This window comes from Pseudomonas sp. SWRI154, assembly GCF_014268645.1.
Lineage (GTDB): Bacteria > Pseudomonadota > Gammaproteobacteria > Pseudomonadales > Pseudomonadaceae > Aquipseudomonas > Aquipseudomonas marvdashtae.
The window spans coordinates 307,791-331,760 of sequence record NZ_JABWQW010000003.1 but is presented as its reverse complement, the minus strand read 5'-3'; the positions used below and the strand labels follow the sequence as shown (position 1 = coordinate 331,760).

Sequence of the window (23,970 nt, the reverse complement as noted above, 5' to 3'; positions counted from 1 at the left end):
TGAATTTCAACCTACTGTTAGTAGGTAAACTAGCACAACATCACGGACTTTCACCTACCATTGGTAGGTTTATTGATTTGGAACGACAGCGTGCAGAAAAAAAATGAGCCCTCCCCCACCGATTCATCGCCCCGTCGGCTTTCAAAAGCCGAACGGCGCAAGCAGTTGCTCGAAACCGCCTTGCTGATCGTGCGCGAGGAAAACGCAGACCGCTTGACCCTGGGGCATCTTGCCGTTCGCGCTGGCGTGTCCAAGCCGGTCGTGTACGATCATTTCGGCACCCGTTCGGGCTTGCTGATCGAGCTCTACAAGTGGATCGATACCGAGCGGGTCAGCGCTTTTCGTGAGGCGATGGCCAACACTGCGCGTAGCCCGCAGGAGACAGCTCAAGTCCTGGCCAGTGCCTACATCCAGTGCGCCGCGGACAAAACCGACGAATTTCATGCGGTGGGCGCTGCCCTGGCCGGCAGCGAAGAGAAGGCAGCGGTTTTTCAGGAACTGCTGGATAACTGCGTGCAGATGTTCGTGACCGTGCTCGAGCCTCACGCAACGTTGCCCGCCGTCGAGCTTGAGCGCTGCTGCGTTGGCCTGGTTGGTGCGGGAGAGGCGCTTTCCGGTGCATTGGTCAGGGGGCGACATGGCGAGAACGAAGTCATTGAAGCGTTCGCTTCGCTGATCCGGGGCGTTTTGGGTTCGAACTGAGCAAGGCCCCTTTCGTAGCAACAAGCTTGATCAATACCTCAAGGACGTATCCATGCGTAAGGATTACCTGGCTTTCTTCATTTCCCTGTTTCTGTCGAGGCTGGCGGATCAGATCCTGCTGTTCATCGTACCGCTGGTGGTGTTCCAGACCACCAACAGCGCTTCCTGGGCCGGATTGGCTTTTTTCGTCGAGTCGCTGCCGCGGTTCCTCGCGTTTCCGTTATGCGGAGCCCTGTGTGACAAGTACTCGCCGATCAAAATCCTGCACATCAGCCAGGTCTACCGAGCGCTGCTTTGCGTACTGGCGATGGCGCTCTATGGGGCCTTCGGTGGCATTGCTTGGCTTGTGGTGCTTTCAGGCGTGTGCGGCGTGCTGACGACCCAAGGCATCATGGCTCGCGAAGTACTGATGCCGCATATCTTCCAGCACTACAGCTACACCAAGACCTTGTCTTACTCCCAGATCGCCGACCAGACCGGACTGGTCCTTGGTCCCCTGGTGGCAGCATTGATGCTGCAAGTGTGGGCCTGGCATTGGGTGGTGCTGTGGATCGCCGGGCTGTTCCTCCTGGCGGACCTGAGCATGCGGGTGTGGCAACGCCTCAGCCGCATTACCCTGGAGACGTTCCAGCAGCATGAGGACATCTGGTTGCAACCGCTGCGGATCGCCTTCAGGCACATCGGCAATCTGGCGCAGCTGAAGAAAATCATCACCTTGGCGGTAGGCGTCAACCTGATCGTTGGCGTTACCTTGGCAACCTCGGCGGCCATGGTGATTGGCGAGTACAACGCCGGCAAGGACAACTATGCTGGCTTGCAGGCGGCGGGCGCCGTGACCACGATTGTGATCTTGTTTTTTCTCGCCCGAGTCGCCCTGCCACTGCGGGTCCTGGGTAGCGTCGGCTACTCAATGATCGCCGCTGGCGCCTTCATCAGTGCCCTGAGCCCGAACCTGTTCGGCTACGTCCTTGGGTTCCTGTTGATCGTCGGTTTCGACAAGATGTTCAACGTCTACATGCGCACGATCCGGCAACAGGTCATACCGCCTCAGGATTTCGGCAAGACCGTAGGCGTCATTACGTTGCTCAATAACCTGTCGCAGCCGCTGGCCGGTTTGCTGGTGGCGTTGCTGGCCTCGCCTTTGGGCACGCAGCAGGTGATCCTGATCCTGGCCGTGCTGACCACGTTCCTGGGGGGCGCCGCGCTGTGGTGGTTTGCCAGGCTACGAAGCCCATTGATGCTTGAGGCTGACCGGGAAGCCTGAGCGTGAGATCGGCTAAGCAAGCGCAGCGTCTTGCGGTCTGGCTTCCCGAATAAAACTGGTCGAGTGCCGGTTGATACACCGGGGATCCGGACGGGACACTCGTGAAAAGCGTAAGGGCGCGATGGATATTGATAATCTTCATGCCCTGGCCGAAATCGCCGCCAAGCGCAGCTCCCGGGAAGCGGCATAATCCGCCTGCCGGCCCAATTGCCAGCCCAGGTATCCCCACAGCAACGCGCAACACGCCCCCACCATCGCGGCCATACCGGCGCCCTGCCCCAGCATGTCGAGAAGACTCTTGGCCCAGCCACTCATGGCGTCGCCGGCACGATAGACCACGGTGTCGATGAAATTCTTGGCCTTGTATTTACTCTCGGCGTCCAACGGCGCAAAGAGCATTTCCCTGCCCGGGCGGACGAACGCGTATTCGCCGATGCGTCGGACGATCATCAATGTCGCAAGCAGCGCAAATCCAGGCGCCAATGCAAGACCGACGAAGCCGATGCACATGAGCAACGGCACGATAGCCAACAAAGCACGGATGCCCAGCTTCGGCGCGATTCGACCAGTGATGAACAGCTGGGACAGCAACGCGCCCGCCTGGACGATGATGTCGATGGTGCCAAAGATGCGGACTTGCGAGGTTCGGTCCGGGTAAAGCTCCGCCACCAGGCGTGCTTGCTCGAAATACAGGAACGTGCTGACCGTCGCCAACAGCACCACGAACCCGGCGATCCCCAGCAGGTAGGGTGACTGGAACACCGCCGTCAAACCACTGAACGGGTTGCCCTGCAATGGCTGGCGCGGGCTTTGCGTCGGCGCGGCGCCAGGTCGCCCAGCGCCGCCCGTTTCGCGCCATTTCATCAGCGCCCGCTTCAATACCAGCGTGACACCGAGCAGCAAGGCCGCCAGCAGCATCAAGCCTGACGCACCGATGGACTCGATGAACAGCGCACTCAGGGCCGGCCCCACCAGGCCGCCGATGCTGGCGCCCGCCGCGATGAAGGCGAATAAGCGCTTGGCCTGCTCGCTGTCGAAGACATCCGCCATCAAGCTCCAGGCCACCGACACCACGAACAGGTTGTAGACCGAAATCCAGACGTAAAAGACCCTGGCCAACCAGATGCTGTCCGGCTGGAACTGGAAGACCTCGACGAACATCAGCAGGTTGAAGCCGAAGAAGCCGTACACCCAATCGATGAGGCGCAGGCGCGGCACTCGGGCACTGAGCCAGGCGAATAAAGGAACGGCCACCAGCATGGCTACGAAAGTAGCGGTAAATAACCATTGCAGGTTCTCCACGCCTGCCGCGATGCCCATCGACTCGCGGATCGGACGCAGCATGAAGTAACCGGTAAAAAGGCAAAGGAACAGCAAGAACCCGCACACCGCCGCAAGCAACTCACCGTCGCGGGCATTCAGGGCGAGGCTCAGCCGATGCAGATAGGAAGACGTACGCATGGGAACTCCAAAAAACAGCTATGGACCAGAGGGATGGGCACGGAACGAGACCGTGCCCGAGGCGGCATCAGGGATAGATAACGCCGGTCAACCGTTCGGAGACCGCCCAAAGCCGCTCGGCATCCGCTACGTTGGTCGCCGCGACGGGCGTCTTGGCGAAGCCCAGCGGACCGCGTTTCTCCTCGTCCCCAGTCGGGCCGTAATAAGCGCCGCCCACGGTCTGCGGCGCCGTGGCGGCATACAGCGTGGGCAAAGCCCCTTGCGCGGCTGAGTGGTACACGTCGCGGTCCTTTGCCCAGCGCTGGCCGAACTCGCTGTTGAGGCCCGGACCACGCGCAATCAACTCGGTGACCGCAACGCCTGGGTGCGCGGCAATGCTGCGAACGCCCCAATTTTGGGCATCACTGCGCCGTTGCAACGCAAAGGACCAATGCAGGATCGCCAGTTTCGACTGCGCGTAAGACACATACGGGTCGTACTTCTGCTCGGCCTGAAGGTCATCAAAGTTCACCGTGCCGCGCGCCGCTGCAATGCTCGAAAGGCTCACCACACGGGGATCCTCGCTTTGACGCAAAAGCGGCACTAGCAGGCCGGTCAATGCGAAATGGCCCAGGTAATTGGTCGCCAACTGGAGTTCGTAACCGTCTGCCGAGGTGCCGCGTTCGGGCGGCGCCATAATGGCGGCATTGTTGATCAGCACGTCGAGGCGCGGCAGTTTCTGGTTAAGGCGCTGGGCCAGGCCGCGCACGGATGAAAGGTTAGCCAGGTCCACTGCCTCGAACTGCACCTTGGCGTCGGGCACCGCCTGTTGAATACGGGCGATGGCCTCCGCGCCGCGCTCTGGATTGCGCGCCGCGATAATCACCTCGGCACCGGCGCGCGCCAGCGCCAGCGCATCCTCATAACCCATGCCGCTGGTGCCGCCGGTGATCAGCACGATCCGACCCTTCTGGGATGGCATGTCGTCGGTCGACCAGTCGGGTTTCGGGGCAACTCGGGCCGAAGCCTCAATGCTCATGGCGCTAATCAGCGCGACGCCGGCGGCCAGCGCCCGGGCCAGTCTCATCAGCGGACTTGTGCGGGTTTTAGAGTCGATTGCGCAGAAGCTTGTTGTTGTATTCCACATGGTTGGGTGCTCGCAATTTAAAAGATTAACCGACACGGCCGGCGCTCACTGGATGGCGCACGCATCAGCCAGTTGCAGAAAACTCACCTGGCGGATTTCGCCGTGCGTATCCACATAGGTCATCTTTGCCGGCACCACTTCGCACACCGGCGATTGCGGCGCCTCGATACGAATGGCCTGGGCGACGTCCAGCGGCATGCCGTACTCGTAGGCCGGTGGTTGCGTTTGTTCTTTAGCGAACAGAGGTGAACCGCTCAGGGAAATGACCGCCAGCAGGCTGACGATCGATAGGTGCTGGATATTCATGATGGACTCCGCGACTGCCTTTACCGGGATGGTGGTAGCACTCTAGGAGGGGGACGCTGACGTCAAGGTGACTGGCGACTGACAGGAACATGTCAAACGCCGCAATGGACAACGGCGGCTCGTGCTGACCGCAACAGCGCCAAGCCGATCGGGTGGGGGCGGCTAACGCGCCGCCTGGCTCGTCAGGGAAAAACCGAAGGTATTGAGGCCGTTCTTGCTGTAGGCGAACACACGGCCGCCGTGCATGGAGGCCACCGCCCGCACGATGGAAAGCCCCAGGCCGTGGTGCGCATCACTTCGCGCCCTTGCGGCGTCGGCTCGGTAGAAGCGCTCGAACAAGCGCTCCAGGTGCACGTTGTCAATCGGTTCACCGGCGTTGGAAACGCTCACTTCAGCCTGCATGCCATGGCTGACCAGACTCACCGTGATGGTGCTGGTCGGCACCGCATAGCGCGCCGCGTTCTGAATCAAGTTGGCCAGGGAGCGATGGAACAGGCGTCGGTCGATGCACACCTGCATGTCGCCCTGGATCACCACGCTCAGCTGCTTGTCGTGCAGGACCGGCTCCAGGTACTCCACCGTCTTCGACGCCTCTTCATTCAGCGAGACATCGCTGAGTTCGGTTGCCCGTTGCCCACTTTCGGCACCTGCCAGGAACAGCATGTCGTTGACGATGGTGCCCATCCGTTCCAGCTCTTCGAGGTTGGACTGCAACAGATCCTGAAGCTCGTTGACGTCCCGCCCGTGGGCCAACGCGACCTGTGTCTGGCCGATCAGGTTGGTCAGCGGCGTTCGCAGCTCATGGGCGACGTTGGCGTTGAACCCTTCGAGCTGGCACCAGGCTGCTTCCTGGCGCGCCAGGGCACCATTGAATGACACGGCCAATTCCTGCAACTCCCCTGGCAGCGCTTCGGTGTCCAGTCGCTGCTTCGAATCCCCCGGCGGCAGGCTGTTGGCCTGGCGGCTCAGGCGCCTGACCGGCCCCAGGCCGAAACGCGCGATCCAGTAGCCCAGCAGCGCGACCAGCACGACGCCCAGCGCCGAGGTCAGTACCAAGGTCTTGGTGAAATTGTCCAGGGTCTTCATGAACGGCGTCGAATCGAGCCCGACGATAAAGCGCACCTCCGGTCGGCTGCCCATGGCCGCGATGGTCTCGACCATCAGCATCATGGGCCGGTCCCGGCCAGGTACCTCGACGGTGGAAAAACCATCCGGGCGCTTGGACCAATCCTGGCCGTCCGGCATCGCGCCGCCATAACTGTAGGCCGGGTTGTCGACCAGGACCCAATAACGCACCCGCTCGTCCGCGGGTGTCAGGCCATCGAGCTTCTGGCGCAAGCCGACCCAGAATTCCGGCGAATCATATTTCGCGAGCACGGGGTCGAGAACGGAGTGGCGCAGGGTCAGTTCGTTTTGCATCTGGTCTTCGAGCGATTGCTTCAAGGAACAGCGCAACAGCGTCGCGCTCACGGCGGTGATGAGCGTGACCGCGAGGGCAAACATCAGGGCAAGCCGCTTGGCTATCGATCCTTTCATCACTGCGCACCGACTTGCCTGTCGGCCTCACGACTCTCCAGCACATAGCCCATGCCCCGGACGGTGTGCAGCAGCTTGCGCGGATACGGCGCGTCAACCTTGGCGCGCACGCGCTTGATCGCGACCTCGACCACATTGGCGTCGCTGTCGAAATTCATGTCCCAGACCTGTTCGGCAATCATCAACTTGGAAAGAATTTCGCCCTGGTGCCGTGCCAGCAGGCTCAACAGGCAGAACTCCTTGGCCGTCAGGTCCAGCCGCAAGCCGCCACGCGTCACCTTGCGTGCTTGCAAGTCGACTTCCAGATCGTCGATGCGCAAGTGCGTCGGGTCGGCGCTGTCATCGGCGCGACGTCGGATCAACGCCTGGACGCGCGCTACCAGCTCGGCAAAGGAAAATGGTTTGGCCAGGTAGTCATCGGCGCCCTCTCGCAGCCCGCGGACACGATCGTCCACCGTGCCCCTGGCCGACAACATGATCACCGGGGTCTTCTTCTGCAGGCGCAGCCCTTGCAGCACGCCGTAGCCGTCCTTGCCTGGCAGCATCACGTCGAGGATCACCACGTCGTAATCCATCTCCAGCGCGTAATGCAGGCCATCGATGCCATTGGTGGCGACATCGACAATGTAGCCGAGCTCGCTCAAGCCGCGATGAACGTAGGAGGACGTCTTTTCTTCGTCCTCGACAATGAGCAGGCGCATCAAGTAATTCCTCTGCGAAAAAGGGGCAACCTACAGAGTCTAGACAGCAAAGGTGTCTGGAGGCTGACCGCTTCCTGACATTCCTGTCAGAAATGGCGCGGTGGCAATCATGAACCTACCAAAGCGCCACATCATAAGTGAGGTAGAGACGGTTGCTATCGCGTCCCCACGAAAAATCCGAGCGAGCCGGCGCCGGTTCTATGAGGCGCATCGCTGTCCCCCGCTGCGGAAAAATTCGTCTCGATCCTGCTGGAACAGTGGCCGCAGTAGCGGCTACCCGACGCAGCTCTTTTTCGCTGCCATACTCGTCAGCGGTGCCTGACACCGCCGTGCATTCATCAAACCAACACCTGGAGCCATTCCGTGCCAAACGCAACCGGACAGAACCCTGTGGCACTCATCAGCGGCGCTGGCAGCGAGATGGGCATCGGCATGGCGATTGCGCGCAGGCTCGGTGCCGCCGGCGCCAGGCTGATCGTCACTGCGAGCAGCGCCCGCATTACTCAACGGATCGATGAGTTGCGGGCGCAAGGGTTTGAGGTTGAGGGGCGAGCCCTGGACCTCACGGATGAAACCCAGGTGCGCGAGTTCGGACTGTGGGCTGAATCGGTGTGGGGCCGGATCGATATCCTGGTGAACAACGCCGGTATGGCCATGCAAGGAAGCCCGGAGTCTTTTGCCGACGTGGCGTCCATGGACCTGGCTGCGTGGAACTTGTCGCTGGCTCGAAACCTGACGACCGCGTTCCTGCTCACCCGAGCCGTCCTGCCTGGCATGCAGGCACGTCATTACGGACGGATCGTCAACATCAGCTCGACCACCGGCACTCGCTGCAGCAATCCCGGCGAAGCAGCCTACAGCGCCGCGAAGGCGGCGATGGTCGGCATGAGCATGGGCCTCGCGCTTGAAGTGGCCCAACAGGGCATCACCGTAAACAGCGTCGCGCCCGGCTGGATCGCGACAGGGTCGAGTTCTTCCGCAGAAGCCAACGCCGCACGCTACACGCCGATGGGCCGGGCCGGACGTCCGGAGGAAGTCGCCGCGCTGGTTGCCTTCCTGGCCTCTGCGGAGGCCAGCTACATCACCGGTGAAACCATGGTGGTGGATGGCGGTAATTGCCTGGTCGAGAACAAGGCGTCCTACTCAGCCACCGCCAACACCTGACGAATCACCCCCGATTGCCACTGGAAGTAAGGGTTGTAGGTCAGCCGCGCATGGATTTTACCGGGCTCGCTGTAACCCCAATCCGAATACCAGACCTCTTCCCCCGCTTCGCACCGGGCCACTTCGTCGGCGTTGCGGCTGTTGCGGCAGAACCGCAGCGTACCGGAACGACCGTAGAGCGGGTTCGTTGGCGAGAACAGAATGCCCATGTGGGAAAACTGGCTGATTCGTTCGTCGGCGATGCGGTCGGTACGCGTCAGGACGCGTGGATCGTGGGGCACGCCGCTGTTGTAGGCCGGCGCCGCCTGCCCATACCAGATCAACCGGCTGGAGGAATGGGTAAATCGGTGTTTGAACAGTTCCCGCACGTAGCGCACGTCGACCACTGAATCCTGCTCAGTCAGGACAATGGCCACGGGACGGCCGAAGTCTTGGTGTTCGATGAGCCGACGAACCGCGACGCTGCTGCGGTAGAACTGGGCGAAGCCGTTGGTGGGGACGTTGTGATATCGCACCGCCGATTGTTGGGGCCGAGTATTGTCGGGGGCCAATATCCAGGTCTTGAAATGCGCCAGCCAAGGCGTGGCCCAGTCGTAGGATTCGCTTGATCGAAAGGCCGGTGAAAACAGCACGAGGCCCCTGATATCCGGGTCGTTGATGGCATATGCCAGCGCAAGATTGGCGCCGGTTGAGAAACCGCCCAGGTAGACGTCCGCAAACTCCTTGCGCAGCAGCGCGACTTGCTCTTCGACCAACTGTTGCCACTGTTCCAACTGCACATCGATCAAGTCAGCCGGCTGGGTGCCGTGCCCCGGCAACAACGCAACGCGCACAACGAAGCCTTGCGCCGCGAGATCCTGGGCGACGTCGACGAACGACCAAGGTGAATCCCCCAGTCCATGCAGCAGGAGAATAGCTTTGCTGGACGGTGCATCGGGGCGCACTTCGTAAGGCGCGTTCCAAGCCAGTTCATCGCTGCGGTTGGCGGTCTGGAACACCCGTCGCTCCGCGATCCATGCCCGTGACGCCTGCGTGTAATCCTCAAAGGTCGCAGGCTCCGTCCGGGCGTCGGCCGCGCTGGGTTGCCGGGCACACCCTGCCATCAGCGCCAGGCACGCCACGGTGGCGGCGACGCCCAGCATGAGCGGACGCCACGACGGAAAAACAGTGCTGGTCTTTGCTGGAACCTTCAACGCTCACTCCCCGCTTCGTTGCCCAAACCGTTCGCCTCGTCACGTAGCCCCCCTTGCGAGAGAGCGCCATGGATGCGCTTGTACAACCACTGCGCGCCATCGTCCACGTAGGAAAACACCACGGGGATGACCAACAGGCTCAGCACGGTCGAGGTGACCAGCCCGCCGACCACCACGATCGCCATCGGCGCGCGAAAGCTCGGGTCGGTTCCCCAGCCCAGTGCGATGGGCATCATGCCTGCGCCCATCGCGATTGTCGTCATGATGATCGGTCGTGCACGCTTGGCGCAGGCATCCAGGATCGCTTCGTGGCGACCCAGGCCGTGGTCCCGACGGGCCATGATGATGTAGTCGATCAGCAGGATCGAGTTCTTCGTCGCAATGCCCATCAGCATGATCAAGCCGATCATCGAGGGCATCGATAAGGTCGAGCCGGTGATGAACAGCGCCAGGAACGCGCCGGGCACCGAGAGCACCAGGGCGACGAGGATAGTCACCGGTTGCATGAAGTCTTTCAGCAGCAGGACCAGCACCATGTAGATGCACAGCACTCCGGTCAGCATCGCTACGCCAAACCCCGAGGCTAGCTCGCCCATCGCTTCTGCATCGCCGACGGACGTCTGCACCAAACCTGGCGGTAGCTCGCGCAAACTCGGCAGGCCGAGCACGGCTTGCTCGATGTCGCCCAGCGCCTGGCCATTCGTCTCGATCTCGATGTTGACGTTGCGCATGCGGTCGAATCGTTCGATTTGCGCCGGGCCGCTGGCGATTTCCAGCGTTGCGACATTCTCCAGCGCGACCGGACCACGGGCACCGGGCACCGGCAGCCGCTTCAGCGTCTCGAAGTCCTGGCGAGCGGCATCGGTCAGCCGCACGACGACCGGCACCTGCCGTTCGCTGAAATTGAGCTTGGCCAGTTCCTGGTCGTAGTCGCCCAACGTTGCAACGCGCAGCGTATCGGCGATTGCGTTCGAGGTGACGCCCAGGTCGGCGGCCCTGGCGAAATCGGGCCGAACCACCAGCTCGGGGCGCATCAGGCTGGCGGTCGAAATAACGCCGCCGACGCCAGGCACCCCACGCAATTCACGTTCGACCTTCTGCGCATGCCGGGTGAGCAAGGCGCCGTCCTCGCCAGCAAGCACCAGTACATAGTTTTCCGAATCACCCATGCCGACTTTGACGCGTACGCCAGGCAAAACCGTGAGTGTTTCGCGCAGCTGGTTTTCGATCTGCTGTTTGGTCAGGCCCGGCCGATCGTCGCGGTGAGTCAGGTTCAGCGTCAGCACCGCCGTGCGGACATTGGCGAGTCCGCTGCCGGCCGGCGCCATCGGGTCAGCGCCGGCCCTGCCATCGCCCACGGCGGTGTAGACCTGCTTGACGTGTGGGTTCTGCCCGACAAGCTCCCGCGCCTGTTCCGCCAGCAGCAACGTATCGCCCAGCTTGCTGCCGGGCGCAAGCGTGAGGGTCACTTGGGTCTGCCAGTCGTCCTCCGGCGGAATGAAGGTGCCCGGCAACAGCGCCGCGAGCATCAGCCCCGCAGCGAAAAAAACCACAGCGCCGAGGCTGGTCACGGCACGATGGCGCAGGCACCAGCCTGCCCAGGATAAATACCTGTCCAGCCACCAGGCCGGTCTGCGCTCAGGCTTCTGCGGCGCCCGCAGCAGGTAGGCCGCCATCATCGGCGTCAGCAGACGGGCAACGACAAGGGAGAAAAACACCGCTGTTGCCGCCGTCCAACCGAACTGGACGAAGAACCTGCCGACCGTGCCGCTCATGAATGCCGTGGGCAGGAACACTGCGATCAGCGTAAACGCCGTGGCGATTACCGCCAGCCCGATTTCGTCGGCGGCGTCCATGGCTGCCTGATAGGGTTTCTTGCCCATCTGCAAATGTCGCCCGATGTTCTCAACCTCGACGATGGCGTCGTCCACCAGCACGCCAATCACCAGCGACAGCGACAGCAGCGTGACGATGTTGAGGGTGAAGCCCATCCAATGCATCACCGCAAAAGTCGGTATCGCCGACAATGGCAACGCGACTGCCGTGACGAAGGTCGCTCGCCAATCCGGCAGGAACAGGAACACCACCAGCACCGCCAGCGCTGCCCCTTCGTAAAGCAGGTGCATGGAGCCCTGGTAATTCTCGACCACCGGATCGACCAGGTTGAAAGCTTGGGCGATGGTGATTTCAGGGTGCCGCGCCTTGAGTGTGTCGAGGGCGGCGCGCACCCCTTCGTCGACCTCTATTTCTCCGGCGCCTTTTGCCCGGAGGATTTCGAAGCCGACCACCGGCTCGCCGTTCAGGAAGGCCGCAGAACGGCGCTCGCCGACGGTGTCGGACACCGTGGCAACCTGGTCGAGCCGGATGCGCCGGCCGTCGCTCAAGGTCACATCAAGCAAGGCGATTTCTTCGGCCGACTGCACCGTGGCAAGGGTGCGCACCGTTTGCTCGGTCCCGCCCAGGTCGACACGACCGCCCGAGGCTTCCTGTTGGATCTGGCGCAGTTGCCGCGAAATGTCCAACGCCGTGGTGTTCAGCGCCAGCAGGCGCGCCGGGTCGAGGTCGATGCGAATTTCCCGGGTCACCCCGCCGACACGATTGACCGCCCCCACGCCAGGCACCGCCAGCAAGGTCTTGCTGAGGGTGTTGTCGACAAACCAGGACAGCGCTTCATCGTCCATGCGCGTGGCCGCCACCGTGTAGGTCAGGATCGGCGAGCCGGCGAGCTCGTTCTTCTGGATCACTGGGTCGCGCAGGTCGGCGGGCAGGTCCGCGCGTACCCGGGAGACGGCGTCGCGTACATCATCCAGCGCTTCCTGCGTGGGCTTCTCGAGGCGGAACTCGACCGTGATAACGGCGTTGCCGTCGGTCAAGGTGCTCTGGATATGCTTGACGCCCTGCACCGTCGCCAGCGAATCCTCGATCTTGCGCGCCACATCGTTTTCCAGTTGTTCGGGGGAAGCGCCGGGCAGCTCCACCGAAACGGTGACCATGGGCAGGTCGACATCGGGGAAGTTCTGGACCTTCATCTTCCAGAAGCCCATCAAGCCAGCGAAGGTCAGCAAGAGGAACAACAGGACGGACGGCGTCGGATTGCGGATCGACCAGGACGATAGGTTAAGGCTCATTGCGCGCTCCCGCGTGTCAGGCTGTATGCCGGATGGCTGGCTGGGTTGCTGCTCGGATGGCTGCGCGACTGGACCACTCGGACGAGGTCTCCCTCGGCGAGAAAACCGGCGCCGGCCTCGACCACGGCCGCCGTGCCGTCAATACCGCCGATGATCTCGACGCGATCGCCGACGCGGCGTCCCACCGTCACTTTGACCCGGCTCACCTTGAACTCCGGTCCGATCTGCAGGACGTAACTGAAACCGTCATGCTGCAGCACCGCGCTCTGGGGCAGCGTCAGCATCCGCTCGGCGCCGACCTCGAACTCGCCGAGCGCGAACATCCCGGCCCGCGCCGCGGTGCCCGCCGGGAGGTCGACATAGACCAAACCGTTGCGTAGCTGCATGTCCACCGTCGGCGCGACCCTGCGCACCCTGCCCTCGATAGCCTCGCCGTTGGCCGCGATCACCCGCACCAACTGGCCGGGAGTGAATCTACCCAGATCCGCTGCGGCGACTTCAGCGCGCCATTCGAGCCGACCGTCGCGAATCAGCCGGAACAGTTCCTGGCCGGCGGGCAGCACCGCGCCCACCGTGGCACTACGTGCCGAAATCACCCCGTCGTCGGGCGCCATGACCTGAGTCTGGGCCAGGCGCAGATGTTGCAGCCGCTCCAGCGCCCTGGCCGCGTCCAGCCTCGCCCGCGCCGTGTGTTCGGCCGTCACGTGCAGATGAACCTGCTGCTTGGATAACGCCCCGCTCGATTGCAGTTCCCGGGCGCGCTGGGCATTGCCCTGTGCTTCGGCGAGTGTCGCCTGCGCTTCGGCGGTGGCGGCGCGACGCTGCGCAAGTTCGGCGGCGACCGTTTCCGCAGCGAATGTGGCGAGCACCTGGCCGCGCCGGACCTCATCGCCGACGTTCACCTTGACCTCGGCCAACCGCAAGCCATCGGCTTCGGTGCCGACGCTCGCTTCCTGCCACGCCATGACGTTGCCATACGCCCGGACACGGGTCGGCTGCATCGCCGATTGGAGCTGGGTGACGGCCACCGTGAGCGCAGGCCTGGCCGGAACTTCGGCGCTATCGGGTCCCGCGTCAGGCGAAACGGTCATCATCACGACGACGATGGCGCAGGCCAGGGTCACGACAAACAGAACGACATGCCGTGTTTTTCTTTTCATGGGGATCGTATTCCTGCGCAAGAGGCCGCGTGATTGCTTGAGGCGGCCACTATCCGACAGGGAACCTTTCGGAACTCTTACCAGCGAAAAGGTTGTAATCCAGACCCAACGGTAAGTGTCCAGTAAGAAGAAGTTTTCAACGATAGGGGCGCTTTCATCCTATTGATCTGGAGACCGTCATGCGTTCCATGCCCTTGCCCACCTCAAAAAATTCAATCGCGACACGGCTGACTGCGGCCACCTCTGTGTTTGTGCTGGGGTTGTGCGTGTCAATGGCCGCCAGCGCCGACGAGCCGGAAGGTTCCCAATGGGGGCTTGGCGTGGGTGCGGTCAGCAGCCAGCAGCCGTACAAGGGCATCGACCGGGACAGCGAAGTCCTGCCGCTGATCTACTTTGAAAATGAATATGTGCGGGTATTCGGCCCTACCGCCGAAATCAAGTTGCCGGGCCTGGACCTCAGCGAGACCCAACAGCTTGAATTCAGCATCGTCGGCGAGTACGACTTCAGCGGCTATGACGACGATGACGCGCGGATTCTCGATGGCATGAGTGACCGCGACGGTGGTTTCTGGGCAGGCGCCAAGGTGAAATGGCGCAACGAGGTGGCCGATGTCAGCGCCGAGTGGCTGGCCGACGTATCAGGCAACAGCAAGGGCCAGCGCTTTGCCCTGGGACTGGAAAGGTCCTGGAAAATTGGCGAGCACATCATGCTCACGCCACGCCTGGCGGCCCTATGGCAGGACGATAAATACGTCGACTACTACTTCGGCGTTCGCGAAAGTGAAGCTCGCGCCGATCGGGCGGCCTATGATGCGAAGTCCGGTATCAATACCGAATTCGGCGTTCGTGGAAATTATATGTTCGATGATCATCACTCCGTATTCCTGGACCTAAAGGCGACGCGCCTGTCCGATGAAATCAAGGACAGCCCGCTGGTGGACCGATCAACCGAGAACAGCGCGCTGTTCGGCTACTTGTACCGTTTCTGATGAGCCGCATTCTGCTGGTCGAGGACCATGAACGCCTGGCGCACCTGGTGAGCAAAGGCTTGTCGAGCGCCGGGATCGCCGTCGACGTCATCAGCCGCATCGATGCTGCGTGGGCGGCCATCCAGCAGGTGCCTTACCAGGCGCTGATCCTCGATCGGGGCTTGCCGGACGGCGATGGGCTGGTCCTGCTGCAGCGTTTGCGCACCGCCGGGCTGGGCCTGCCGTGCCTGGTCCTGACGGCGCGGGACGCGCTGCATGATCGGGTCGAAGGTCTCGACGCCGGGGCGGATGATTATTTGCCCAAGCCGTTCGCCATGGACGAAATGGTTGCCCGCGTACGGGCATTGCTGCGTCGCCCGGCGGAACACCGGCCATTGGCACCCGCCCACGGCGACCTCAGCGTGCAACCCGACATGGGCATCATGTGCAGCACCGAAGGTAGCGTGCCGCTGGCGCCTGCGGAAATGCAGATCATGCTGTTGCTGCTGCGCAAACCCGGCGAAATCGTCCGTCGCAGCGCCATCGAGGCGGCCGCGTGGGGCCTGAGCGAAGCCGTGACGCCGAACGCCCTGGACGTGGCCCTGCATCGTATCCGCCGAAAGCTGCTGGCGATCGGTTCCGATCAACGCATAGTCAATTTGAGAGGCCTGGGTTATGCCCTTCGTCAGGACGGCTTGGCGCAATAGCATCAGCTTCCAGGTACTGCTCGCCTACGTTGCGGGCGTGGGATTGAGCATTTTGCTGATTGCCCTCGGCGTGTTCGCACTGGTCACTTCCAGGAGCGATATCCTGCTGAGTACCGACGTCGCCGAGCGCACCCATGAACTGTCCGGCAAGCTGCTGTTCGACGCCACCGGCCGGCCCACCGGGTTCGACAACAGTGAGGGTGACCGGGTCTGGACCTTCAAGAGCCTGGGGGACGAAATCGGCTACCGCGTCCTGGATTCGGACGCAAACGTTGTCCAGACGTCCACTGACGCGGCGTTCTGGTCGTCCGCTGCAACGGAGCATCCGACGAAGCAATCGCGGTTCAAATTCGAGCGAGAAGGCATCCTGATGTACGCCGCCACCGCCCCGCTGGAACATGACGGCAAGATCTGGTATCTGCAATTCGCCGCCAGCGAGCGGCTGATGGAACTGCTGCATGAAGGGTTCGCCTGGCCGTTCATGGGCGCCGGTATCGTCCTGTTCAGCCTGGTGTTGCTTTTCGTCTTCGGCGCCTGCGCCTATTTCACATTGGGCTACGCGCTCAAGCCCTTGCGGGAGGTCTCGGAATCAGCGGCGGCCATTTCCCCGCGCTCCTTGCACTCGCGGCTGGAGGTCAAGACCGTGCCGTCCGAGGTGGCGCCGCTGGTGACCAGTTTCAACAGTGCGCTTGAGCGCCTGGCGCACGGCTACCGCGTCCAGCAGGAATTCCTGGCGACCGCGGCACACGAGCTCAAGACCCCCCTGGCGTTGATCCGCGCCCAGATCGAATTGATGGAGCCCAGCAAGGGCCGCGACTCGTTGCTCGACGATGCCCGGCACATGACCCGCCAGGTCCAGCAACTGTTGCTGCTGGCCGAGACGAGCGAAGCGCACAACTACAGCTTCGCCGCAGTGGATGTCATGGAGGTTGCCCGGGAAGCCGCCCATTATCTGCAACGCATGGCCGACGCGGCGCACGTGCGCGTCGTCCTGGCGGGCCAGGTTGATGCGCCGGCGTCCTGGCAGGCCGACCGCAGCGCCCTTTTCACCCTGCTGAAAAACCTTCTGGAAAACGCCATCCAGCACGCCCCTGCCGAAACCGAAATACGCGTTGAGCTGAGCGCAGATACGTTGACCCTGCGCGATTGGGGCCCCGGGGTCGAACAAGGCCAACTGGCGCAGATATTCACCCGTTTCTGGCGCGGCGCTCATCGACGCGACCACGGCGCGGGATTGGGCCTGACGATCTGCCAGGAAATCGCCCAGGCCCACGGATGGACACTCGTCGCGCGCAGGGCCGAGCCGGGGTTGTTGTTTTGTCTGTCCCGGCCCGCCCCTGAGCAACCCGCCTGAGCGCATGCGCTCAGGTTTGCTCACTGCCAACCAAACCTGCGGATATAAAAACCTTTCACCGCCTGCGTCAGCGCCATGTACGCCAGCAAGATCACTGGCAAGAACACGAAGTACAGTGATGGCAATGCCTGCAACTTGAAGTAATGCGCCCAGGGCCCCATCGGCAGGAAGATGCCCACGGCCATGATCAGCCCCGTCATCACCATCAGCGGCATGGCCGCACGGCTTTGCAGGAACGGAACTCTCGGCGTGCGGATCATGTGCACGATCAGCGTTTGCGTCAGCAGCCCCACCACGAACCAGCCGGATTGGAACAGCGTTTGATGGCCCGCAGTGTTGGCGCCGAAGACGTACCACATCAAGGCGAACGTGGTGATGTCGAAAATCGAGCTGATCGGTCCAAAGAACAGCATGAAGCGCCCAATCTCGGCGGGTTCCCAGCGTTGCGGTTTGCTCAGCATCTGCGCGTCGACATTATCGAAAGGAATGGCGATCTGGGAGAGGTCGTAGAGCAGGTTCTGGATCAGCAGATGCATTGGCAACATCGGCAGGAACGGGATGAAGGCGCTAGCGACCAGCACCGAGAACACGTTGCCGAAGTTGGAGCTGGCGGTCATCTTGATGTACTTGAGCATATTGGCGAACGTACGCCGGCCTTCGAGCACGCCCTCCTCCAGGACCATCAGGCTCTTTTCCAGGAGAATGATGTCCGCCGCCTCCTTGGCGATGTCGACCGCGCTGTCCACCGAGATACCGATATCGGCCGTGCGCAGCGCTGGCGCATCATTGATACCGTCGCCCATGAAGCCGACCACATGGCCGTTGGCCTTGAGCCGGCGCACGATGCGTTCTTTGTGGGAAGGCGTCAGCCTGGCAAAGACGTTCGTGGTTTCCACCGCTTGGCTCAATTCGGCGTCGCTCATGCCCTCGATGTCGTTGCCCACCAGCAGGCCCTGTTGTTCCAGCCCGACCTCGCGGCAGATCTTCGCGGTGACCAACTCGTTATCGCCGGTCAGCACCTTGACCGTCACGCCATGGGCCTTCAATGCCTTGAGGGCCGGAGCCGTGCTTTCCTTTGGCGGGTCGAGGAAGGCTACGTAGCCGATCAACGTCAGATTGCGCTCATCCGTCAGGCTGTAGATCTCGCGGCCGGGCGCCATCGGCTGCGCGGCCACCGCCACCACCCGCAAGCCTTCTTCGTTGAGCGCGGCAGTGACCTGGCGGATCCGTGCCAGCAGTTCCGGGGTCAAGGCATCATTGACGTCGCCATGGCGCACGCTGTCGCACACCGACAGGATCTCTTCCACCGCACCTTTGCAGATCAGCAGATGAGGCTGTTCCAGCTCGGCCACCACCACCGACATGCGCCGACGCTCGAAGTCGAAGGGGATCTCATCGACCTTGCGAAATGCGGTGCCGACCTTCAGCGCGCGGTGAACCTCCACATGTTCCAGCACCGCCACGTCCAGCAGGTTTTTCAAACCGGTCTGGTGGTAGCTGTTGAGGTAGGCCATTTCCAGTACGTCATCGGATTCTTCACCCCAGACGTCGACATGCCGCGCCAAAAATATCCGGTCCTGGGTCAAGGTGCCGGTCTTGTCGGTGCACAACACGTCCATGGCGCCGAAGTTCTGGATCGCGTCCAGGCGCTTGACGATGACTTTCTTGCGGGACAGGAAAACCGCGCCCTTGGCCAGGGTCGAAGTGACGATCATCGGCAGCATTTCCGGGGTCAGGCCCACCGCAATCGACAAGGCGAACAGCAGCGCTTCGGTCCAATCGCCTTTGGTAAAGCCATTGATGAACAACACCAGTGGCGCCATCACGAACATGAAACGGATCAACAGCCAGCTGACCTTGTTGACGCCCTGCTGGAACGAGGTTGGCGCCCGATCCGTAGCGCTGGCCCGCTGGGCCAGGGCGCCGAAATAGGTGCGGTTGCCCGTGGTCAGGATCACCGCGGTGGCCGCGCCAGAAACCACGTTGGTCCCCATGAACAGGATATTTTCCAGGTCCAGCGGATTGCGGGTCGTGGTGTCCTGCTGACGGGGGAATTTCTCCACCGGCATCGATTCGCCGGTCATGGCCGCCTGGCTGACAAACAGGTCCTTGGCGCTGAGCACCCGGCAGTCGGCCGGGATCATGTCCCCGGCCGACAACACGATCAGGTCGCCCGGCACCAGCTGCTTGATGGGCAACTCGGCTCGCCTGGCTTCATCACGACGCAGCACCGTGGCGGTGTTGCTCACCATGGCTTGCAAGGCGTCAGCAGCCTTGTTCGACTTTGCCTCCTGCCAGAAGCGCAACAGCGTCGAGAGCACAACCATGGCGAAAATCACCGTGGCGGCCTTCATGTCTTCGGTCAGCCAGGAGATTACCGCCAGTAACGTCAGCAGCAGATTGAAGGGGTTCTTGTAGCAATGCCACACGTGCGTCCACCACGGCAGCGGTTGCTCGTGCTCAACTTCATTGAGGCCGTACTGCATACGCAGCGCGTCGGCCTCCCGGGCGTTCAATCCGTCGACGTGACTGCCCAGCGCACCCAGCAACTGCACGGTGCCGCTGTTGGCCGCCCTCGCCAGGGTTTGCGCCAGGGCCGACGGCACTTCGCGACTGACGCTGGCGTCCGCCACGCTCTCCAGCATTGCCAGGCGGCGGAAATGCCGGGCAATGTGCCGGGTCCGCAGGAAACCGGCGAAGAACTCTTTCAACAGGGTGAGGCTCATGGTGTGACTCCTGCGCGAGGAAACCTGCGTGCAGATACGGCCGTCTTGCACCGCGCCCGATAAAAAGGCGCAGTCAGCCTGGCCCGCCCACCGAGAAGGCAGGCGTGTCCGTAGCATCCCGAGGTAAATCGGGTGCTGGTCAGCGTCGTTGAGAGAGGATCGGGGCACAGCCAGGACTGGCCGCTGCCGGGATGTCGCTGCTCGCTTTTTGGCGAGATAACGGCATCGGAAGAATGCGCGTTACCTTGCCAAGTAAATGCCGGTTACCGAGACCGGCCGACAACTGTCACTCGAACAAGTACCCACTGAGGGTCTCCGCTATTGATGAAAACGCGCGAAGCTTACGCCTGGGATACGAGGCGAGTAAATCGCCGGAAAGGGCTGCGCAGGGGAAATAACAAACTTGTTCAGGGACGGTTCAGGCAAGGCATTGCGGCAGGAGAGCATCAGGAGCGCTCAGCTGGCCGAGCGCTCCTGTGCGCGGCCCCTGGCGCCCAGGCCCAGCCTATTATCAATAATCCCAGAACCCTGCTATCCAGCGAAAAGCGTCACCATCGACTGCCACCCGGCCCACGGAGGGAAACGGCAGATGGGTTGCCACTAACAGCTCACCGCTCGCCGCAGCCTCTTGAAGCAGACGCACACGAACACGAACTGACTCTTCAGGGTCGTGTTCAAAACCGTTGTGCCAGTCGGGATGATCGAAAGCCACCGGAAACAGCGCGTCGCCGGCAAACGTCAACTTTTCATTGCCAGATCTTACGTAGACTACGCTGTGCCCGGGGGTATGGCCGCCGGTGCATTTGACGACAACCCCGGTCGCCACTTCGCGCTCCCGATCAAAGGGGTGCAGTTTGTCGCGGTAGGCTTCCATAAACTGCTGGGCGGTTGCACGCAGGACGTCCGGCACCGGCGAAGGCATGGCCGTGCGCGAAAAGTCGGGCTCTGCCCAGAACTCGACCTCGGTCGCGCAAACGTGGATCCGCACGTCGGGACGCAAGCGGTTCTTCACGTCATCGACGAGCAGCCCGCCTATATGGTCCATGTGCATGTGGGTGATCACCACGTCGGTGATGGACGACAGCTCAATCCCGGCAGCCTCCAATCGCTTGGGGAATTGCCCGGCCCGCGGAAAGCCGGGAAACTGGCCGCCCAGCCCGGCATCGACCAGCACCGTTTGTTCGCCGCTGCGCACCACCAGGACGTTCAACGCCCAATCGAACGCGTCCGGGCCCAGGTACATGTCCTTGAACCAGGCTTTGCGGGAGGCCGGGTCGGCGTTGGTGGACATCGTCGTGGTCGGCAGCGGTAGCACGCCATCACTGACAACCAGCACATCAATGTCACCGACCTTGAGTGCGTAGCGCGAAGGAACCAATTCCTCTATTGCTGTTTGCCCCCGGGGTGCCGGGTCCGTTTGCGCAGTGTTTTGCAGATGCATCGTCATGATTGCTCTCCCGTCGTCAGGTGGGGCGAAAGCGTTTTCCGAAACACCAGAACAACGAATCGCCTGGATAACGAGTGTGCATCGCCCTGCGCCGCGCTCGGTATCGTACGTGCGTATAGCGCGCCGACACCTTGGCTTGGTCATTCCAAACGAAAGGACCGGCGTTTTTGCAAGATTGGGCAATCATCGGACCGGATCGTGCAAGCTATCCCAGCCGATGCTTTCTATAGTAATCGGTGCCAAACCTTCTGGAGCTGGTCCGACAATGAGCGCCCTCAATATCAATGGCCGTGAGCACACGGTAGACGTAGACCCCGGTACCCCGATTCTTTGGGCCTTGCGCGACACGCTCGGCATGACCGGTACCAAATTCGGCTGCGGTGCGGCCTTGTGTGGCGCCTGCACCGTTCACCTGGACGGCCAGGCCATTCGGTCCTGCGTGACGCCGATCGCCGCGGCGGTTGGCAAGAAGATCACCACCATTGAAGCGGCGACCGATGGCAGCGACCCGGTGGGCAGCGCCGTGCATGAGGCCTGGGTCAAGCACGACGTGGCGCAATGCGGTTACTGCCAGAGCGGCCAGATCATGAGCGCCACCGCGTTCCTCAAGGCCCAGCCCAAGGGCAAGCAACCTACGCCGGCCGAGATCGATTCGGCCATGGCCGGCAATATCTGCCGCTGCGGCACTTACGCCCGCATCCGCGCCGCAGTGGCCGATGCCGCCAAAGCCCTCGCCTGACAGGAGCTAGCCCATGCTGAACGAGATTTTTCCAAATGAGCTGCCGCGCGCGCTGCAACACCTGCTTGATCGCGACGGGACTGAAGGCCTAGCCACCCTGCCCCGGCGCAGCTTTCTCAAGATCGTCGGCATCGGCGGCCTGGCCTTGGGCGCGTTCCCGCACCTCGCCTTGGCGCAACAGGCCAATGGCGCGAGCGAAGGACCGCTCAAGCCCACTCAGCAACCTTCGGCCTTCGTACAGATCGCGCCCAACGGCGAAGTCACCGTGACGATCAATCGCCTGGAGTTCGGCCAGGGTGTGCAGACTGGCTTGCCAATGATCCTCGCCGAAGAACTCGACGCCGACTGGAACCTGGTGCGCACGCGCAACGGCAGCAACGATGCGGCCTACATGGACCCGGCGTTTGGCATCCACCTCACCGGCGGCTCCAATTCGATCAAGAACAGCTACACCCAGTACCGCGAACTGGGCGCCCGCGCGCGCGCCATGTTGCTCGCCGCCGCAGCCGCGCGCTGGAATGTCGACGTCGCGAGCTTGACCACGCAAAACGGCACGGTGCTGGGCCCTGGCGGCCGCAAGGCGACCTACGGCGAGCTGGCCGAAGCCGCCATGGCGATGCCCGTGCCGGAGAAAGTCACGCTCAAGGATCCCAAGGATTTCCGCATCATCGGCCAGGCCACGACCCGCCTCGATGCCAAGGTCAAGAGCAGCGGCCAGCAGGATTTCGGCATCGACGTGCATCTGCCGGGACAACTGACTGCCGTGGTCGCTCGCCCGCCGGTGTTCGGTGCCAGGATCGCGTCGCTGGACGACAGCGCCGCGCGCGCAACCAAAGGCGTGAAAGCCGTGCTGCGCGTGCCGCTGGACGGCGGAGCCGAAGGCGTTGCCGTGGTCGCCGACGGTTACTGGCAGGCGAAACTTGCACGTGATGCGCTGAAGGTCGAATGGGACGTGGCGAAAGTCGAAAAAGTCGACACGGAAAAACAACTGGCCCAGTACCGGGAGCTGGCCGGCCAACCCGGCGCGCTCCATTTCGATGCCGACATGACACCTCTCGCCTCGGCGCCACATCGGTTGGAGGCTGAGTTTGTATTCCCCTACCTGGCCCACGCCCCAATGGAGCCGTTGAACTGCACCGTTCAGCTATCCGAAGGCCGCGCCCAGTTGTGGGTTGGCACCCAGTTCCCAGGCGGCGACGCCGCGGCAGCGGCGAAGGTGCTGAATCTCAAGCCCGAGCAAGTCCAGGTACATGTACAGACGGCGGGCGGCGGTTTCGGTCGTCGTGGCGTGCCGACCAATGATTTTGCAGTGCAGGCTTGTGAAGTGGCCAAGGCCGCGCGCGCTGCTGGGCTTGATGCGCCAATCCGCACCTTGTGGAGCCGCGAGGACGATATCAAGGGCGGCTACTACCGTCCGATGCATCTGCACCGCGCGCGCATCGGCTTCGATGACAGCGGCAAGGTGTTGGCGTGGGATCACGCCCTGGTCGGGCAGTCCATCCTCGTTGGCACCCCGTTCGCGGGGCAGATAAAGAACGGCATCGACCCCACCGCGACCGAAGGCATGCGTGATCCATATCCCTTGCCAATGCGACTGACCGTGCATCATCCCAAGCTCAACGTGCCGGTGCTGTGGTGGCGCAGCGTGGGTTCTACTCATACTGCGTTCGTGATGGAGACGCTGATTGACGAAATCGCCCGTACGACGAAACAGGACCCGGTGGCATACCGGATGAAGCTGTTCGGCGACCAGAACCCCCGCCATCGCGCCGCGCTGCAACTGGCGGTGGACAAGAGCGAGTACGGCAAACGCCAGCTACCGGCCGGCCAGGCCTGGGGCGTGGCGGTGCACGAGTCGTTCAGTTCGGTGGTGGCCTACGTGGTGGAAGCCTCGGTGCAGGATGGTCGTCCCGTGCTGCACAACGTGACGGCGGGCGTGCACTGCAATCTGGTGGTCAACCCGCGCAGTGTCGAGGCCCAGGTACAAGGCGCAGCCCTGATGGGCCTGTCGATGTGCTTGCCCGGTGGCGCGATCACGCTCAAGGATGGCGTCGTGCAACAGAGCAATTTCGCCGACTTCAGCGTGCCGCGCATTACCGACATGCCGCAGATCGCGGTCCACATCGTCCCCAGCGCAGAGCCGCCGACCGGAATGGGCGAGCCCGGCCTGCCCGCCTTGGCCCCGGCATTTGCCAACGCCATTGCGAGCCTGACCGGGAAACCGCTGCGGCAGTTGCCGTTCAACCTGGCGTAGTCGCAAGCAAGTGACAACCCGTGGCGAGGGAGCA

General features: G+C 62.5%; 18 protein-coding genes. 8 read left to right on the top strand and 10 right to left on the bottom strand.

Annotated elements, in window-relative coordinates:
* Positions 1–90: 90 nt before the first annotated feature.
* Positions 91–702 carry a TetR/AcrR family transcriptional regulator gene (locus tag HU806_RS04945; protein ID WP_346657149.1) on the top strand — a complete coding sequence of 204 codons (612 nt, stop codon included), beginning with the start codon at positions 91–93 and terminating at the stop codon, positions 700–702.
* Positions 703–754: 52 nt separating this feature from the next.
* Entirely contained in the window at positions 755–1,966 is a 1,212-nt protein-coding gene (locus HU806_RS04940) for an MFS transporter (protein WP_186610310.1), read from the top strand.
* A 138-nt stretch (positions 1,967–2,104) separates the two neighbouring features.
* On the opposite strand, the gene HU806_RS04935 is transcribed toward HU806_RS04940, so the two are convergent.
* The 5 genes from HU806_RS04935 to HU806_RS04915 all read right to left on the bottom strand — a co-directional run bounded on the left by HU806_RS04935 (position 2,105) and on the right by HU806_RS04915 (position 7,096).
* Positions 2,105–3,427, bottom strand: a complete 1,323-nt coding sequence (locus HU806_RS04935; RefSeq protein ID WP_186610309.1) for an NTP/NDP exchange transporter — start codon at positions 3,425–3,427, stop codon at positions 2,105–2,107.
* A 67-nt stretch (positions 3,428–3,494) separates the two neighbouring features.
* Positions 3,495–4,553, bottom strand: coding sequence for an oxidoreductase (locus HU806_RS04930; RefSeq protein WP_186610308.1), 1,059 nt, complete (start codon positions 4,551–4,553; stop codon positions 3,495–3,497).
* 45 nt (positions 4,554–4,598) lie between these two features.
* Positions 4,599–4,859, bottom strand: a complete 261-nt coding sequence (locus HU806_RS04925; RefSeq protein ID WP_186610307.1) for a DUF2790 domain-containing protein — start codon at positions 4,857–4,859, stop codon at positions 4,599–4,601.
* 162 nt (positions 4,860–5,021) lie between these two features.
* Positions 5,022–6,395, bottom strand: coding sequence for a heavy metal sensor histidine kinase (locus HU806_RS04920; RefSeq protein WP_186610306.1), 1,374 nt, complete (start codon positions 6,393–6,395; stop codon positions 5,022–5,024).
* Positions 6,395–7,096, bottom strand: a complete 702-nt coding sequence (locus tag HU806_RS04915) for a heavy metal response regulator transcription factor (RefSeq protein WP_186610305.1) — start codon at positions 7,094–7,096, stop codon at positions 6,395–6,397. Before HU806_RS04915 ends, HU806_RS04920 begins: the two co-directional genes overlap by 1 nt.
* 363 nt (positions 7,097–7,459) lie before the next feature.
* Here HU806_RS04915 and HU806_RS04910 point away from each other — a divergent pair, with 363 nt between their 5' ends.
* Positions 7,460–8,260 carry an SDR family oxidoreductase gene (locus tag HU806_RS04910; protein ID WP_186610304.1) on the top strand — a complete coding sequence of 267 codons (801 nt, stop codon included), beginning with the start codon at positions 7,460–7,462 and terminating at the stop codon, positions 8,258–8,260.
* Here HU806_RS04910 and HU806_RS04905 read toward each other — a convergent pair.
* Genes HU806_RS04905 through HU806_RS04895 form a run of 3 tightly spaced genes read right to left on the bottom strand, consistent with a single transcriptional unit; the run spans position 8,236 to position 13,741 of the window.
* Entirely contained in the window at positions 8,236–9,402 is a 1,167-nt protein-coding gene (locus tag HU806_RS04905; protein ID WP_186610303.1) for an alpha/beta hydrolase, read from the bottom strand. The genes HU806_RS04910 and HU806_RS04905 overlap by 25 nt on opposite strands.
* A 47-nt stretch (positions 9,403–9,449) precedes the next feature.
* A complete protein-coding gene (locus HU806_RS04900) occupies positions 9,450–12,581 on the bottom strand; it encodes an efflux RND transporter permease subunit (RefSeq protein WP_186610302.1) in 3,132 nt (1,043 codons plus the stop codon).
* Entirely contained in the window at positions 12,578–13,741 is a 1,164-nt protein-coding gene (locus tag HU806_RS04895) for an efflux RND transporter periplasmic adaptor subunit (protein WP_186610301.1), read from the bottom strand. The genes HU806_RS04900 and HU806_RS04895 overlap by 4 nt, the downstream gene beginning before the upstream one ends.
* 179 nt (positions 13,742–13,920) lie before the next feature.
* On the opposite strand from HU806_RS04895, the gene HU806_RS04890 reads away from it, so the two are divergent.
* The 3 genes from HU806_RS04890 to HU806_RS04880 are packed head-to-tail and all read left to right on the top strand — an operon-like array spanning position 13,921 to position 16,770.
* Positions 13,921–14,730, top strand: a complete 810-nt coding sequence (locus tag HU806_RS04890) for a MipA/OmpV family protein (protein ID WP_238350114.1) — start codon at positions 13,921–13,923, stop codon at positions 14,728–14,730.
* Positions 14,730–15,416 (top strand): response regulator transcription factor, encoded by a 687-nt coding sequence (locus tag HU806_RS04885; RefSeq protein WP_186610300.1) that lies wholly within the window; start codon positions 14,730–14,732, stop codon positions 15,414–15,416. The genes HU806_RS04890 and HU806_RS04885 overlap by 1 nt, the downstream gene beginning before the upstream one ends.
* On the top strand, positions 15,385–16,770 hold the full coding sequence (locus HU806_RS04880) for a sensor histidine kinase (protein ID WP_186610299.1): 1,386 nt from the start codon (positions 15,385–15,387) through the stop codon (positions 16,768–16,770). Before HU806_RS04885 ends, HU806_RS04880 begins: the two co-directional genes overlap by 32 nt.
* A 20-nt stretch (positions 16,771–16,790) precedes the next feature.
* Here the strand turns inward: HU806_RS04880 and mgtA are convergent, their stop codons facing one another.
* Together mgtA and HU806_RS04870 are read right to left on the bottom strand one after the other, a co-directional pair.
* Positions 16,791–19,496 carry a magnesium-translocating P-type ATPase gene (mgtA, locus tag HU806_RS04875; RefSeq protein ID WP_186610298.1) on the bottom strand — a complete coding sequence of 902 codons (2,706 nt, stop codon included), beginning with the start codon at positions 19,494–19,496 and terminating at the stop codon, positions 16,791–16,793.
* A 511-nt stretch (positions 19,497–20,007) separates the two neighbouring features.
* The gene (locus HU806_RS04870; protein ID WP_186610297.1) at positions 20,008–20,943 is read right to left on the bottom strand and encodes an MBL fold metallo-hydrolase; all 936 of its coding nucleotides are present in this window, start codon (positions 20,941–20,943) and stop codon (positions 20,008–20,010) included.
* A gap of 265 nt (positions 20,944–21,208) precedes the next feature.
* Between HU806_RS04870 and HU806_RS04865 the strand changes: the two genes are divergently transcribed.
* On the top strand, positions 21,209–21,682 hold the full coding sequence (locus tag HU806_RS04865) for a (2Fe-2S)-binding protein (RefSeq protein WP_186610296.1): 474 nt from the start codon (positions 21,209–21,211) through the stop codon (positions 21,680–21,682).
* 13 nt (positions 21,683–21,695) lie between these two features.
* On the top strand, positions 21,696–23,936 hold the full coding sequence (locus HU806_RS04860) for a xanthine dehydrogenase family protein molybdopterin-binding subunit (protein ID WP_186610295.1): 2,241 nt from the start codon (positions 21,696–21,698) through the stop codon (positions 23,934–23,936).
* Positions 23,937–23,970 lie beyond the last annotated feature (34 nt).

Bases quoted from the DNA above. Each gene is read 5' to 3' on its own strand.
- HU806_RS04865 (WP_186610296.1), top strand. From the start codon at position 21,209: ATGAGCGCCCTCAATATCAATGGCCGTGAGCACACGGTAGACGTAGAC.
- HU806_RS04880 (WP_186610299.1), top strand. From the start codon at position 15,385: ATGCCCTTCGTCAGGACGGCTTGGCGCAATAGCATCAGCTTCCAGGTA.
- HU806_RS04860 (WP_186610295.1), top strand. From the start codon at position 21,696: ATGCTGAACGAGATTTTTCCAAATGAGCTGCCGCGCGCGCTGCAACAC.
- HU806_RS04930 (WP_186610308.1), bottom strand. From the start codon at position 4,553: ATGTGGAATACAACAACAAGCTTCTGCGCAATCGACTCTAAAACCCGC.
- HU806_RS04920 (WP_186610306.1), bottom strand. From the start codon at position 6,395: ATGAAAGGATCGATAGCCAAGCGGCTTGCCCTGATGTTTGCCCTCGCG.
- mgtA (WP_186610298.1), bottom strand. From the start codon at position 19,496: ATGAGCCTCACCCTGTTGAAAGAGTTCTTCGCCGGTTTCCTGCGGACC.
- HU806_RS04940 (WP_186610310.1), top strand. From the start codon at position 755: ATGCGTAAGGATTACCTGGCTTTCTTCATTTCCCTGTTTCTGTCGAGG.
- HU806_RS04890 (WP_238350114.1), top strand. From the start codon at position 13,921: ATGCGTTCCATGCCCTTGCCCACCTCAAAAAATTCAATCGCGACACGG.
- HU806_RS04935 (WP_186610309.1), bottom strand. From the start codon at position 3,427: ATGCGTACGTCTTCCTATCTGCATCGGCTGAGCCTCGCCCTGAATGCC.
- HU806_RS04925 (WP_186610307.1), bottom strand. From the start codon at position 4,859: ATGAATATCCAGCACCTATCGATCGTCAGCCTGCTGGCGGTCATTTCC.
- HU806_RS04870 (WP_186610297.1), bottom strand. From the start codon at position 20,943: ATGACGATGCATCTGCAAAACACTGCGCAAACGGACCCGGCACCCCGG.
- HU806_RS04885 (WP_186610300.1), top strand. From the start codon at position 14,730: ATGAGCCGCATTCTGCTGGTCGAGGACCATGAACGCCTGGCGCACCTG.
- HU806_RS04905 (WP_186610303.1), bottom strand. From the start codon at position 9,402: ATGCTGGGCGTCGCCGCCACCGTGGCGTGCCTGGCGCTGATGGCAGGG.
- HU806_RS04900 (WP_186610302.1), bottom strand. From the start codon at position 12,581: ATGAGCCTTAACCTATCGTCCTGGTCGATCCGCAATCCGACGCCGTCC.
- HU806_RS04895 (WP_186610301.1), bottom strand. From the start codon at position 13,741: ATGAAAAGAAAAACACGGCATGTCGTTCTGTTTGTCGTGACCCTGGCC.
- HU806_RS04915 (WP_186610305.1), bottom strand. From the start codon at position 7,096: ATGCGCCTGCTCATTGTCGAGGACGAAGAAAAGACGTCCTCCTACGTT.